Annotated in this window: 16 protein-coding genes; 12 read left to right on the top strand and 4 right to left on the bottom strand. The window is 61.3% G+C overall.

Features of this window, described 5'->3' with window-relative positions:
* Window positions 1-90 precede the first annotated feature (90 nt).
* The 4 genes from NE851_RS00120 (at window position 91) to NE851_RS00135 (ending at window position 1,395) form a co-directional block, all read left to right on the top strand.
* Window positions 91-267 carry a hypothetical protein gene (locus NE851_RS00120; protein ID WP_164735886.1) on the top strand — a complete coding sequence of 59 codons (177 nt, stop codon included), beginning with the start codon at window positions 91-93 and terminating at the stop codon, window positions 265-267.
* A 13-nt stretch (window positions 268-280) separates the two neighbouring features.
* Window positions 281-433 carry a hypothetical protein gene (locus NE851_RS00125; RefSeq protein ID WP_165932218.1) on the top strand — a complete coding sequence of 51 codons (153 nt, stop codon included), beginning with the start codon at window positions 281-283 and terminating at the stop codon, window positions 431-433.
* A gap of 67 nt (window positions 434-500) precedes the next feature.
* Window positions 501-1,082 carry an RBBP9/YdeN family alpha/beta hydrolase gene (locus tag NE851_RS00130; protein ID WP_028756774.1) on the top strand — a complete coding sequence of 194 codons (582 nt, stop codon included), beginning with the start codon at window positions 501-503 and terminating at the stop codon, window positions 1,080-1,082.
* Window positions 1,083-1,092: 10 nt separating this feature from the next.
* Window positions 1,093-1,395, top strand: coding sequence for a hypothetical protein (locus tag NE851_RS00135; RefSeq protein WP_028756775.1), 303 nt, complete (start codon window positions 1,093-1,095; stop codon window positions 1,393-1,395).
* Window positions 1,396-1,555: 160 nt separating this feature from the next.
* On the opposite strand, the gene NE851_RS00140 is transcribed toward NE851_RS00135, so the two are convergent.
* The 3 genes from NE851_RS00140 to tauA are packed head-to-tail and all read right to left on the bottom strand — an operon-like array spanning window position 1,556 to window position 4,265.
* Entirely contained in the window at window positions 1,556-2,410 is an 855-nt protein-coding gene (locus NE851_RS00140; protein WP_028756776.1) for an ABC transporter permease subunit, read from the bottom strand.
* Window positions 2,407-3,195 carry a taurine ABC transporter ATP-binding protein gene (locus NE851_RS00145; protein WP_028756777.1) on the bottom strand — a complete coding sequence of 263 codons (789 nt, stop codon included), beginning with the start codon at window positions 3,193-3,195 and terminating at the stop codon, window positions 2,407-2,409. The genes NE851_RS00140 and NE851_RS00145 overlap by 4 nt, the downstream gene beginning before the upstream one ends.
* A gap of 56 nt (window positions 3,196-3,251) precedes the next feature.
* Entirely contained in the window at window positions 3,252-4,265 is a 1,014-nt protein-coding gene (gene tauA / locus NE851_RS00150) for a taurine ABC transporter substrate-binding protein (protein ID WP_028756778.1), read from the bottom strand.
* Between the two features lie 185 nt (window positions 4,266-4,450).
* Here tauA and NE851_RS00155 point away from each other — a divergent pair, with 185 nt between their 5' ends.
* Both NE851_RS00155 and NE851_RS00160 read left to right on the top strand, forming a co-directional pair.
* A complete protein-coding gene (locus tag NE851_RS00155; protein ID WP_254956325.1) occupies window positions 4,451-5,845 on the top strand; it encodes an FAD/NAD(P)-binding protein in 1,395 nt (464 codons plus the stop codon).
* Between the two features lie 140 nt (window positions 5,846-5,985).
* Window positions 5,986-6,678 (top strand): GntR family transcriptional regulator, encoded by a 693-nt coding sequence (locus tag NE851_RS00160; RefSeq protein ID WP_028756780.1) that lies wholly within the window; start codon window positions 5,986-5,988, stop codon window positions 6,676-6,678.
* Between the two features lie 47 nt (window positions 6,679-6,725).
* On the opposite strand, the gene NE851_RS00165 is transcribed toward NE851_RS00160, so the two are convergent.
* Complete coding sequence (locus NE851_RS00165; protein WP_425299636.1) at window positions 6,726-7,073, bottom strand: DUF7079 family protein; 348 nt, start codon at window positions 7,071-7,073, stop codon at window positions 6,726-6,728.
* Between the two features lie 72 nt (window positions 7,074-7,145).
* Between NE851_RS00165 and NE851_RS00170 the strand changes: the two genes are divergently transcribed.
* The 6 genes from NE851_RS00170 to NE851_RS00195 all read left to right on the top strand — a co-directional run bounded on the left by NE851_RS00170 (window position 7,146) and on the right by NE851_RS00195 (window position 12,914).
* Entirely contained in the window at window positions 7,146-7,676 is a 531-nt protein-coding gene (locus NE851_RS00170) for a hypothetical protein (protein WP_127429919.1), read from the top strand.
* Window positions 7,677-8,014: 338 nt separating this feature from the next.
* Window positions 8,015-8,617 carry an amino acid synthesis family protein gene (locus NE851_RS00175; RefSeq protein WP_028756781.1) on the top strand — a complete coding sequence of 201 codons (603 nt, stop codon included), beginning with the start codon at window positions 8,015-8,017 and terminating at the stop codon, window positions 8,615-8,617.
* A gap of 14 nt (window positions 8,618-8,631) precedes the next feature.
* On the top strand, window positions 8,632-9,477 hold the full coding sequence (locus tag NE851_RS00180) for an alpha/beta fold hydrolase (RefSeq protein ID WP_028756782.1): 846 nt from the start codon (window positions 8,632-8,634) through the stop codon (window positions 9,475-9,477).
* Complete coding sequence (locus NE851_RS00185) at window positions 9,474-10,409, top strand: flavin reductase family protein (protein ID WP_028756783.1); 936 nt, start codon at window positions 9,474-9,476, stop codon at window positions 10,407-10,409. The genes NE851_RS00180 and NE851_RS00185 overlap by 4 nt, the downstream gene beginning before the upstream one ends.
* Window positions 10,406-11,446 (top strand): LLM class flavin-dependent oxidoreductase, encoded by a 1,041-nt coding sequence (locus tag NE851_RS00190; RefSeq protein ID WP_028756784.1) that lies wholly within the window; start codon window positions 10,406-10,408, stop codon window positions 11,444-11,446. Before NE851_RS00185 ends, NE851_RS00190 begins: the two co-directional genes overlap by 4 nt.
* Window positions 11,447-11,450: 4 nt before the next feature.
* Window positions 11,451-12,914 carry an aldehyde dehydrogenase gene (locus NE851_RS00195; protein ID WP_028756785.1) on the top strand — a complete coding sequence of 488 codons (1,464 nt, stop codon included), beginning with the start codon at window positions 11,451-11,453 and terminating at the stop codon, window positions 12,912-12,914.

A 12,914-nucleotide genomic window follows, 5' to 3' on the forward strand; every position in this document is an offset into this window, starting at 1 on the left:
TCCAGCAAAAGTGCACAGCGGTTTGCGTCCGGAATTGCGTGAAAACAAAAGTTCTCGCTGAAAAGTACCAGTCCCTGACAGGAGGTTCGCATGAAGCTTGATTTTCACCTCTGGCTGAAACTGACGATTGGCCGATTGCTCGAGCCGAAGGCGCCGGCTGCGCACGCGCCTGCCAATGGATTGTTCACGCGCGACGAAGAGCGCGATTGGTCCGCACGCGAATACGAGCTCCATTATTGGGGCGCCATGCCAGGCCTTTGGTATTGAGGAGAGCGGTGTGATGGCGATTGTCGTTGAGACCGAGCTGCGTCGGCACAATGCGAGAAGGGCGGGAAGCAGCGTCATGTCGCAGCTCAGGCATGCGGCCGGGATCTGCACGATCGTCAGCTCTTTCACATTCCTGTTCGCTCTGGTGATCGGGTTGATCCGATGAATGGTGCCAGATGTTTGCCCCGATGGGAAAAAGGACCGGCGCGCCGCCCGGGAGAGGATGGCGCCAGATGATCGATGTACTTATTCTTCCCGGGCTTTTCGGCTCGGGAGAAGGGCATTGGCAGCAGCATTGGCTGGAGGATCAGCCGGACAGCCGTTGCGTCGCTCAGGACGATTGGGATCATCCGAATCTGGACAGCTGGCTGTTGCGACTGGAAGGCGCGCTTGAGGAGGCCGGTGAGGCCTATCTGGTTGCCCATAGTCTCGGATGCCTGCTTGCCGCCCGGCTGGCCGGGCGAAGTGCGGCGCGCCGCGTCAAAGGAGCCCTACTCGTCGCTCCGTGCGATCTGCCGGCCACGGAAATTCTGCATCCGGGGCATATCTCGTTTGGCGCCATGCCGACGGCGCCTCTGCCCTTTCCGAGTATCGTCGTCGGCAGCATGAACGATGCCTACATGACGGTCGATCGGTTGACCCTGTTTGGCCGCCTGTGGAATGCCGAGACCAGGAATATCGGCCTTGCCGGCCATATCAATGTTTCCAGCGGCTTCGGCCGCTGGCGCAACGGCTACCGCCTGTTGCAGACCTTGAAGGCGCAGACGCGCGGTCGAAGGCATGTCGCTGCCATGCCGCCGGCTTTTGCGATGTGAGTGGAATCGGATGTCCGACATTGCCGCCGACCTCCTGCGCCTGAGCGAAGATCCGAATGCCGACCCGAGGACCAGGCGCCGGCAAACCATGGAGCGGTTGGTTCAGACGCTGCTTGCCATGGCCGATGCCGAAATCGGATCGGAAGATCCGCAGCATCGCCATTCCATTATCCATTTGACGACAATCATTCGCAATATGACCGGAAGGATCGCAGAGGCCGATGATGCAACATTTTCGGCAATCGTCAGGGAGGCCGTGATGCTGGTCCGCAGCCTGCAGCAGCGCCAGGCCGATGCGGTTACTGTGCACTGACCGATCGCGACATCCACGAGCGATGCCGCGAATTTTCGATACTCGGTGAATCTAGGATGGCCCTAACGGGCGAGCTCGGAGGTTGACGTCAACCCCCGAGCTGCACCGAATATCGCGTACGCAAGCCGATGTTTGGATGGCGCGCCATCCCGCCATTCGGTCAGAGCTTGCCTTTCCAGGGCACGAGGAACGCCTCCAGAAAGCGGATGGCGGCCGAGAAGGTGAAGGCGCAGATCGCGATGATGCCGATGCCGACGAAGACGACGTCGGTCGCCAGGAACTGTGAAGCCGACATGATCATGAAACCGATTCCGCGCGTGGAGGCGATCAATTCGGCCGCCACCAGTGTGCCCCAGCCGACACCGAGCGCAATGCGGATGCCGGTGAGAATTTCGGGCAGGGCGGAGGGCAGGACGATGTCCAGGAAGAGCTGCAGCCGGCTCGCGCCCAGCGAACGCGCGGCATTGACCCGCTCGATCGGCAGCGAACGAACGCCGGCCTGGGCCGAGAGGCAGATCGGCGCAAACATCGCCAGCACCAGCAGCGTGATCTTCGACGTCTCGCCGATGCCGAGCCAGATGATCATCAGCGGCAGGTAGGAGAGCGGCGGAAGCGGCCAGTAGAACTCGATCGGTGCGTCGAGCACGCCTTTTGCCCAGCGGTTCAGTCCCATGAGCAAGCCGAGCGGAATGCCGGCGGAAATGGCGATGAGGGCTGCGACCACGATGCGGAACAGGCTTGCAAAAATATGCTCGGACAGTGACGCGCCGGCGTAACCGTCGCGATAGACGGCGCCGATCTGTGTCAGCACCTCGTCCGGACGCGGCAGGAATAGGTGTGGAACGACGCCGAGCGCGGATACGACCCACCACAGCAGCAGTATGGCAAGCGCCGTGGCAATGCTGATGGCCACCGTCGACTTCTCACCGGCTCCGAAGCTTGCCATTTTCACCAGCTTGACCCGGCGATCCTCACTACCAGTCGCAATCGGCGATGCCTGGACTATATCGCTCATGCGGCGCTCCTTAAATCTTCGGTGCTGTGCAGAATGGCGCGGATCTCCTCGCGCAGCTCGGCAAATTGCGGCGACGCCTTGATCGATCGGGCGTCGCCGGTTTCGGCGAAGCGGCGAACGAAATCCAGATCGAAACGCGCCACGACGCGTCCCGGTCGAGGCGACATGACCAGGACCTGCGTACCCAGGAACAGGGCCTCTTCGATCGAGTGGGTGATGAAGAAAACCTTCTTTGCCGTTTTATCCCAGATGGAAACCAGCAGTTCCTGCATCTGCTCACGCGTCAGGCTGTCGAGCGCGCCGAACGGCTCATCCATCAGCAGGATGTCGGGATTTGTCGCCAGAGCACGCGCGATGCCGACACGCTGGCGCATGCCGCCAGACAGCTCGTAGGGAAACGCGCCGGCGAATTCATCGAGGCCGACGAGCCTGAGCAACTCCCGGGCGCGCGCTTCGCGCTCCTTGCGCTTGACCCCGGCGAATTTCAAACCGAGCGCGACATTGTCGACGACGGATTTCCACGGCAGCAGCGAGTCCTTCTGAAAGACGACGCCGCGATCGGCACCCGGCCGTTCGACCGCGCGGCCGTCGAGCGTGATCCGGCCTTCCGAAAGCGGAAGGAAACCGGCAATCGCATTGAGAAGAGTTGATTTGCCGCATCCCGACGCTCCAAGCGCGACGACGAAACCCCGTTCGGGAATGTCGAAAGACACGCGATCAAGCGCGTGAACGGTCCGCCCGTCGCGGGCTGCGAAGAAAACACTGGCGTGATCGACTTTAAGCATATTCCTGCTCGCATGTTAGACGCCGGCGCGGCAAGCCGCGCCGGCGTCGGGGAGGATCAGTTGCTGACGCCGGTCAGCGCGTCGGCGGTGACGAAGGCGCCGTAATTGGCCAGCACGTCGGAGACCTTGCCCTGTTCCTTCAGGAATGATGCCGTGTCCTTGAGGATCTTGCCGGCACCCGCCTTTTCGCCGCCGCCGAGCCAGGCATCCGATGCCTGAATCTCAGGCGTCAGAAGCGTGAGGTTCTTCAGGGCCGATGCTTGCTGGTCGGCTGTGCCGCCGAGAAGCTTGGCGAGCGACTTGGCGTTGTCGCTGTCGGGACCCCAGGCGGCTTTGTCCGAGGCGAAGGATGCGTAGTATTTGTTGATGACCGACGCGAAGCCCTTCAGGAATGCCGGGTTGTCGGCGGCAAATTTCGAGGTCGCGACCCAGGCCGAGAATGTCGGCGCACCCTTGTCCGCCACGTCCTTGGAGGTGACAAGAACCTTCCCGTTCTTCTTCAGTTCGGTGAGCGCCGGATCCCAGACGAAGCCGCCGTCGATATCGCCGCGGTTATAGCTGGCGACGATTTCGGGCTGAGGGATGGCGAAGACCTGAACGTCCTTTTCGGTCAGGCCCAACGATTTGATCAGCGCCAGCAGCTGATAGTGGTCGGTGGAAACAGGCGCGGCAGCAAGCTTCTTGCCCTTCAGATCGTTCAGGCTTTCGATGCCGGAACCGTTGCGGACGACGAGAGCCTCGTCGATGCCCGAGATGGAGGCGAGGTAAAAGGCCTTGACCTCGAGCCCGCGTGATACTGCAGCCGCAAACGGGCTGGAGCCGACATAACCGACCTGAACGTCACCGGAGGCAATCGCCGCAAAGATCTCGGCGCCCGAATTAAATCTGCGGAAGTCGATGTCATACCCGGTTTCCTTGGCAAATTCGCCATTGGCGATCGCCACGGAAGACGGCAAGGCATCGGTTTGATAGCCGACCACCACCTTCTGGTCCGCCGCTTCGGCGATAACAGTCGTTGCAAGCGTGCCGACGCCGATAGCGATCGCGGCAACCAAAGTCCTGAAATTCATTTTGAGCCCCTTTGTTCAGGGCCGCACGGCCCTCGATCTCACCCGCAAAAGGGTAATGGTTGGGAACGGGCTAGCGGGAGAAATAACAAACTATATTTATAGACGATAGAGATAATTGTTTCGTGATTCTGCCGCTTGTGCGATCCGTAAGGCACGGCGAGCGATCTCGAGGCGTGAATGACGAAATGTCTCGCCGGGCGTTGCGGAGCTTCAGGGAGAATGCGTTGATATACGATGTTATCGTGGTCGGTTCCGGTTTTTCAGCGATTGCCGTGACCTGCAATCTCATCGAGCAGCTTCCCGCCTCGGCGAAGGTTGCCGTCGTCGGCGACGATCCCGGTTTCGGGCGCGGGACGGCGTACCGAACGGAGCTCTATCTCCATCGCCTCAATGTTCCCGCCGGCCGCATGAGCCTGCTGCCGCATCAACCCGACGACTTTGTCGACTGGCTGAAACGTCATGGACGCCTGATGCAGGCAGGCGATTTCGCCTCGCGCAGCGATTACGGTCTTTATGTCCGCGACACACTTGCGCGGCTGCTTCGAAAGCGGGACGGTCGTTGCCGGGTCGATTTCATCAAGGCCAAGGCGGCCGGATGCGTGGAACGTTACAGCAGCACGCTGGCCTTCCATCTCGGTAATGGCGACGAGATTGCCGGCAGGAACGTGGTGCTTTGTCTCGGTGTCGGCAATGCCAGCCTTCCGGTCGATCCGGATGGCGTCCCGCCATCGCTGCGATCACGGATCATCGAGAACCCGTGGCGGCTTTCGTGGCTAAGGCGCGTCGCATCGTCCGATGCGGTGTGCATCCTCGGATCCGGTCTGACGATGATCGATCAGGTTCTGGCGCTACGCGCCCACGGCCATAGCGGCAGGATCGATGTACTTTCGCGGCGCGGGCTCGCACCGCTCGGACATGCGAGGGAATTGACGGCGCCATTGCCGATCGACGTCGAGGCGCTTCCGGATACGATCAGCGAGATATTGAAGAGCTTGCGGGGCAAGAGCAGGACGGTTGCCGACTGGCGAGGCGTGATGGACGGTCTGAGGCCCGCAACGCAGGCTCTCTGGCAACGGCTTTCCAGCAAGGAACGGTCGCGATTCCTCAGGCATGCGCTTCCCTGGTGGAATATCCATCGCCATCGGGTCGCGCCCGACGTGTTCGACAAGTTTGAGAAGCTGGTCTCGGACGGAATCGTTCGTTTCCACGCGGGTTTCCTGAAATCGCTCGGAGCCCAGGAGGGCAGGCTCCTTGCCAGCTACAGGGTGAGAGCAACGCCGCAGATCGCCGGGATCAATGCGGACTGGCTCGTCAACTGCACGGGAATGGAGCGCGCCGGGATCAGCCACTCACCGCTCCTGAAGGAGATGAGCCGGTTTCAATTGATCGTCCCCGATCCCCTTGGTCTCGGGATCCAGGTGAATGCCGCTTCCGAGGTGACAGCCCCGTCCGAGATCTCGCCGGCCCGACTCTTCGCAGTCGGCGCCCTGACGGCGGGACAATTCTGGGAGATCACCGCCGTTCCGGATATCCGGGTGCAAGCCAAGGCCGTAGCCGAGGAGATCGTTTCGAGAGGCTGAACCTTTCCGGGCGGCACCGCGCTTGTTGAATTGTCGGTCGCCGACAGCTACAGTATCTGGTACGCCATAATACGATTCTTGCATTCGGCTGCCGCTGGGGAATTTGAGCGTGCGAAGTCAGTCCAACACTGAGGTACAGAATGAGCGGTGCTCTGAAGGACGCCATTAGAGTCGAGCGTCCTGCAAAGACCTTGCGGGAATTGGCGCTCGACAAGGTCCGCGAGGCCATCGTCAACGGATATTTCCGTCCCGGAGATCGCCTTGTCGAGCGCGATCTCTGCGCCCAGCTCGGGGTCAGCCGAACGGTGGTGCGCGAGGTTCTGAGACATCTCGAATCGGAAGGGCTTGTCGCCAATCTGCCGAACAAGGGGCCGATCGTCGCGCAGCTCGACATCGAGGAAGCCAAACAGATCTATGAGATCCGCGGCGCGCTCGAAGGCATGGCGGCGCGGCTATGCGCCGAGCGCCGCAGCCCCGAGATCGTCGCCGCGCTGGAGGAATCCCTGAGTGGGATTCGCAACAGTTACCGCGATAACGATATGGCGGGTGTGCTGACCAACACCTCTTCCTTCTATCAAACACTGTTCACGATGGTCGACAGGCACGTTGCCTGGGGCGTCGTCAACCTCCTCACCGTGCGCATAAACCACTTGCGTTCGATGACGATCAAGACGGAGGGGCGCGGCATCGAAGGACCGGCACAGATGTCGAAGATCGTCGATGCCATCCGCCGCGGCGACGGCGAGGGGGCTTACCGGGCGGCGATGGATCACGTCGCCGCTGCGAGCGCGATCGCCGAAGCGGTACTGTCCGCCAAGAAGCCGGCCGAATAGGCGAGGCGCAGGCCGCTGCGGTATTGCGGCATATTGCGAGGGTGGCCTCATCCCTGTTCGAGGAATTGCGCGATCTTCTCCCATTCTTGCTCGATATGCCGTCGACGCAACACCCGTTTCAGCCATGACAGAAGACGAAAACGTCGCCGCGACAGCGATTGGAACATGATGGTTTGGACATCGTTCTCGCGCCAACCGGCCCATTCTCCTGCAACGGAGCAGAGGTTTGATGCAAATGCCGGGGCCACCTCGTCCTCCAGGATGGATCGGAGCTCCGCAAGGGAGTATCCGGATATGTCGAGCGCCTTGGCGATCCGGCGATAGTCCTTTGCCTGCAATTCGCTGTCGAGGAACACCTCCGACATCGCGTGCCAAACCGGCAACCTTCTCTGCACATCGAACAAGGCAATTTGCGTCAAAGTGCGGGCACCCCCTGCGAGCTTGCAAGGCGTGCGAGCAGACCGGCTTTGACGCTCTCCGACGCAAAGCTCGCTTCGATCGATGCGCCACGTTCAGGACGCATGTGGATTTCCGCTTTCGGCAATGTGCGGAAGGAGATAGATCGACGACACGGCTTTTTCCCTCTCCCGACCCGCGGTCATAATCCTTCTGGGAAACATACGCATTCACTGCGCAAGGGCGCGCATTTATCCAAAATTGCCTGTCTTCAGGCGGTAGACGGTGAAGTCCAAAAAGGCGGGGAGCACAATGCCGATGATCACGACCTGACGGATCATCCGCATGCGTTTTTCTTGTGGCGACAAGCTCATTCCCCGGGCGAGAATGATCAAAGCTCGATAGGCGCCCGCAGACAAATGCGTCAAGCCGTATCAAGGTCCCTTTGCGGAGCATGGACGTTGAGCGAGCTGCCGCACGGAACTGAATCCACATACCGGCCGGATGCAGACGGCATTCGCCATGATGACCCCGTGCAATTCACGACAATTCATACTCCGCGCTTGACACTCAACTTTGCTCAATGTGATGGTATGCCATAATAAATAATATATGAGGCGGTATCATAGGAACTGGGATGGTTGTGGCGTCCGGCTTCGTTGCGCCTGCGGGCCGCCGCGGGGCCCCTGGCGGTTCACCACAGGCTGAAAGAAGGAAAGTGCTTCCGGAGCGTCGAATGCGCACGCGTGCCGACGTCGAGATTCGGGAGCCGGCCAACATTGGCAGCAGCTGATCTGCGGCGATCGCGTTCAACGGATAAGCCTTTGTTTTTGAATGAGTATCTTGGGAGGATTGTCTAAGTCCGCGTCTTCGCGGGAACGAACTTGACACTCATATATTATGGTATACCATCATACGAAACTGAGAAATGAGGTGTTCGGTGGCCATTCAAATTCGCAAGACGGGACTGCAGATCGAGACGACGTTGATCGAGGGCGGCAAGGCCGCGGCGGTTCCGCTGAAGCTGTTTACCGCCTTCGCGGTCGTGAAGAATCCCTGGGCGGGCCGTGGCTTCGTCGATGACCTCAAGCCTGAAATCCATGCAGGCGCTCCGGTGCTCGGCGAGTTGCTGACCAAGATGATCATCGATGCGGTCGGCTCCGGTGACGCCGTCGAAGCATATGGAAAGTCCGCGGTCGTCGGCCTGGACGGCGAGATCGAACACGGATCGGCGCTCATCCATACGCTGCGCTTCGGCAATTTCTATCGCCAAGCCGTCGGCGCCAAGTCCTATCTCGCCTTCTGCAACACACGCGGTCCTGCCAACGCGCCGATCATGATCCCGCTGATGGACAAGAACGATGAGGGTCGCCGCTCGCACTACCTGACCATCCAGACGTCGATCCCCGACGCGCCTGCCGCCGACGAGATCGTCGTGGCCCTCGGTGCTTCGATAGGCGGACGCCCCCATCACCGCATCGGCGACCGCTACCAGGATCTGAAGGACCTGGGGCAGGACGTCGCCAATCCTGCGGGCGTTTGAGGGAGCGCTTTGAGATGCTGACAGCCGGATCGACCGCAGGCACCGCTGCAGCAACGAACGCCGCCGGTGCCTTGCCCCGAAAGAAGACGGCAAGCGGCACGGCCTATCACGAGGCCGGCAGTGGTGAGCCGCTGGTTCTCATTCACGGCGTCGGCATGCGGCTCGAGGCCTGGGCTCCGCAGATCGCATTTCTGTCTGCGGACCATCGCGTCATCGCCGTCGACATGCCGGGACACGGTGAGAGCGCAAAGCTGCCGGCAGGCAGTCGGCTCGAGGAATTCGTCGCCTGGTTCGGCCGCTTTCTCGACGAGATGGCGATCGACGCGGCAAATGTTGCCGGGCACTCGATGGGCGCATTGGTATCGGGAGGGGCGGCAGCGACCTTTGGCAAGCGTATCAGCCGTGTCGCATACCTCAATGGCGTCTACAGGCGCGACCCTGAAGCCAAGGCTGCCGTCTTGGCGCGGGCTGCGGCCATTCCGGTGGCGGGCGTCGACAAGGAAGGGCCTCTGGCCCGCTGGTTCGGCGATGATGCGGACAGCATCGTTGCGCGTGAATTGACACGAAAGTGGCTGAACCTCGTTGATCCCCAGGGCTATGCCGTCGCTTACGCTGCCTTTGCGGGCGGAGACGAGACCTACGCCGATGGCTGGAAGGATGTGGCCGGTCCGGCCCTGTTCCTGACGGGGTCCGATGATCCGAATTCGACACCCCTGATGGCGACGCAAATGGCAGAGCTTGCGCCGCAGGGCTACGTCCGTATCGTCGAAGGTCATCGTCACATGGTGAACCTGACCGCGCCTGATATCGTCAATTCGCTGCTCGCTGAGTGGCTGTCGTTCGGGGAGGATGAACGATGACAATCCAGACTGTCGACCCAAGGGCATTGCGAGATGCATTCGGCGCTTTTCCCACAGGCGTGACCGTCGTCACCGCCTGCGACGGGGATGGAAATCCGATCGGCTTCACGGCGAACTCCTTCACCTCGGTCTCGCTCAATCCACCTCTGCTGCTCGTCTGCCTTGCCAAGACGTCGCGCAATTTCGCCATCATGACCGGAGCGCCGCATTTTGCCATCAACGTGCTTTCGGAAACGCAGAAAGACGTGTCGAACACTTTTGCGCGCCCGGTCGAAGACAGGTTTGCGGCGGTCGAGTGGGCGAGGGGATCGGCAGGCTGCCCGATATTCTCGAATGTGGCGGCCTGGTTCGAATGCGCCATGGAACAGGTCATCGAGGCCGGCGACCACGTCATTTTGATGGGACGCATCGAAGCTTTCGACAATAGCGGCCGCAACGGTCTCGGCTATGCGCGCGGCGGTTATTTCACGCCGACGCTGGCAAGCAAGGCGGTTTCCGCGGCAAGCGAGGGCAATATCAAACTGGCCGCCGTCGTCGAGCGCCGCGGAGAGGTACTGCTGCTCGGCGAGGATGTGCTCTCCCTGCCAAGCGTCGACGCCTATGATGGCAACCCGACCGAGGCGTTGCAAACATACCTGGAGTCGCTCACCGGGCTGAAGGTCAGCATCGGCTTTCTCTATTCGGTCTATGAGGGCAAGAGCGACGGCAAGCAGCACATCGTCTATCACGCCGTTGCCGGCGAGGGCGAGCCTGCCGGCGGCAGGTTCGTAAAACCTGACGCCTTGGTTGCGGCAAAGTTCAAGACCAGTTCGACCGCCGATATCGTCAACCGTTTTGCGATGGAAAGCTCGATCGGCAATTTCGGCGTCTATTTCGGCGACGAGACCGGCGGCACCGTTCATCCCATTCCAGCCAAGGGCGCAAAATCATGAAGTTCTCCCTCTTCGTCCATATGGAACGGCTCGACGCCAGCCAGAGCCACAAAAGCCTCTATGAGGAATTCGTCGCGCTCTGCGAGATTGCCGACAAGGGCGGCATGCATGCGATCTGGACGGGCGAGCACCATGGCATGGATTTCACCATTGCGCCCAACCCGTTCGTGACCATTGCCGATCTGGCGCGCCGCACATCGCGGGCACGGCTTGGGACGGGGACGGTGATCGCCCCCTTCTGGCACCCGATCAAGCTAGCCGGCGAGGCCGCCATGGCCGACATCATCTGCGACGGAAGGCTCGATATCGGTATCGCGCGCGGCGCCTATTCCTTCGAATATGAACGTCTGCTGCCCGGTCTCGATGCCTGGGGCGCCGGCCAGCGCATGCGCGAGCTTATTCCGGCGGTCAAGGGCATATGGGCCGGCGACTACGCCCATGACGGGGAGTTCTTCAAGTTTCCCTCGACCACCTCGGCGCCGAAGCCGCTGCAGCAGCCGAACCCGCCCATCTGGGTTGCGGCGCGCGATCCGAACTCGCATGAATTTGCCGTTGCCAACGGCTGCAACGTTCAGGTGACGCCGCTCTGGCAGGGCGACGACGAGGTCCAGTCGTTGATGGAGCGCTTCAACGACGCCTGCGCCAAGAATCCCGATGTCGAGCGGCCGAAGATCATGCTGCTGCGCCATACCTATGTCGGCTCGTCAGAGGACGATGTCGCCCAGGCCGCCCATGAACTCAGCGTCTACTACAATTATTTCTTCGCCTGGTTCAAGAATGAGAAGCCGGTTACCCAGGGCCTGATTGAACGGATTCCGGACGAACAGATCAGAGCAAACGAGATGCTCTCGGATCAGGTCATGCGCACCAACAATGTGGTTGGCGACGCTGAGACCGTCATCGCCAGGCTCAAGGCGTATGAAGCGCTCGGCTATGACGAATATTCCTTCTGGATCGACACCGGCATGAGCTTCGAGCGCAAGAAGGCGTCGCTCGAACGCTTCATCACCGAGGTCATGCCGGCATTTCAGGAGTAAGACCATGCGGCGTTTCCAGCACTATATCGACGGCGAATTCTCCGATGGCGAGGCCAGCTATCCGAGCATCGATCCCGCCTCTGGCGCGGTCTGGGCTGAGATGCCCGAAGCGCGCGAAGGTGATGTCGATCTGGCTGTCAACGCGGCCGACAGGGCGCTTTACGAAGGCCCCTGGCCGAAAATGACGGCCACGCAACGCGGCAAGCTGCTTTACAGGCTGGCCGATCTGGTCGCCGCCAACGCACAGGTCCTCGCGGAGCTGGAGACGCGCGACACCGGCAAGATCATCCGCGAAACATCGGCGCAGATCGCTTATGTCGCCGAATACTACCGCTATTATGCCGGCATATCAGACAAGATCGAAGGCGCCTATCTGCCGATCGACAAGCCTGACATGGATGTCTGGCTTCGCCGTGAACCGATCGGCGTCGTTGCGATGGTCGTGCCGTGGAACAGCCAGCTTTTCCTGTCGGCGGTCAAGATCGGCCCGGCGCTGGCGGCCGGCTGCACCATGGTGGTCAAGGCCTCCGAAGACGGGCCGGCGCCGCTTCTCGAATTTGCGCGCCTCGTGCACGAGGCGGGTTTTCCCGCAGGCGTCGTCAACATCATCACCGGTTTCGGCGCCTCCTGTGGTGCGGCTCTCGGGCGGCACCCGAAGGTCGCGCATGTCGCCTTCACCGGCGGTCCTGAAACCGCCCGGCACGTCGTTCGCAACTCGGCCGAAAACCTCGCTTCCACCTCGCTTGAACTTGGCGGCAAGTCACCCTTCATCGTCTTTGCCGATGCGGATCTCGAAAGCGCCGCCAACGCCCAGGTCGCGGGCATCTTTGCGGCAACGGGGCAGAGCTGCGTTGCCGGATCGCGCCTCATCGTCGAGCGCAGCGTCAAGGACAAGTTCGTCGCCCTGCTGCGCGAGAAGGCGGAGGCGATCCGGATCGGTGCGCCGCTCGATATGGCGACCGAAGTCGGCCCGCTTGCCACCAAGCGCCAGCAGGACCATATCGGCGCGCTCGTCGCCAGGTCGATCGAAAGCGGCGCCCGCCTTGTCACGGGCGGCAGCAAGATCGACGGTGCAGGCTATTATTTCCCGCCGACGATCCTCGACTGCGACGATGTCGCCTCGCCCTCGCTGATCGAGGAATTCTTCGGGCCGGTCTTGTCCGTCGTGTCGTTCGAGACCGAGGCCGAGGCGCTGCGCCTTGCCAACGACACCCGTTATGGCCTGGCCTCCGGCGTCTTCACCCAGAATCTCACCCGGGCGCACCGACTGATGAAGGGGATCCGCGCCGGGATCGTCTGGGTCAACACCTACCGCGCCGTATCGCCGATCGCACCGTTCGGCGGTTTCGGCCTGTCGGGCCATGGCAGGGAAGGCGGCATGGCAGCAGTGCTCGACTATACCCGCACCAAGACGATCTGGCTCAGGACATCGGACGATCCGATCCCCGATCCCTTCGTGATGAGGTAG

Origin of the sequence: Rhizobium anhuiense bv. trifolii (genome assembly GCF_024346605.1) — a bacterium.
In the GTDB taxonomy this organism is placed as follows: Bacteria; Pseudomonadota; Alphaproteobacteria; order Rhizobiales; family Rhizobiaceae; genus Rhizobium; species Rhizobium anhuiense.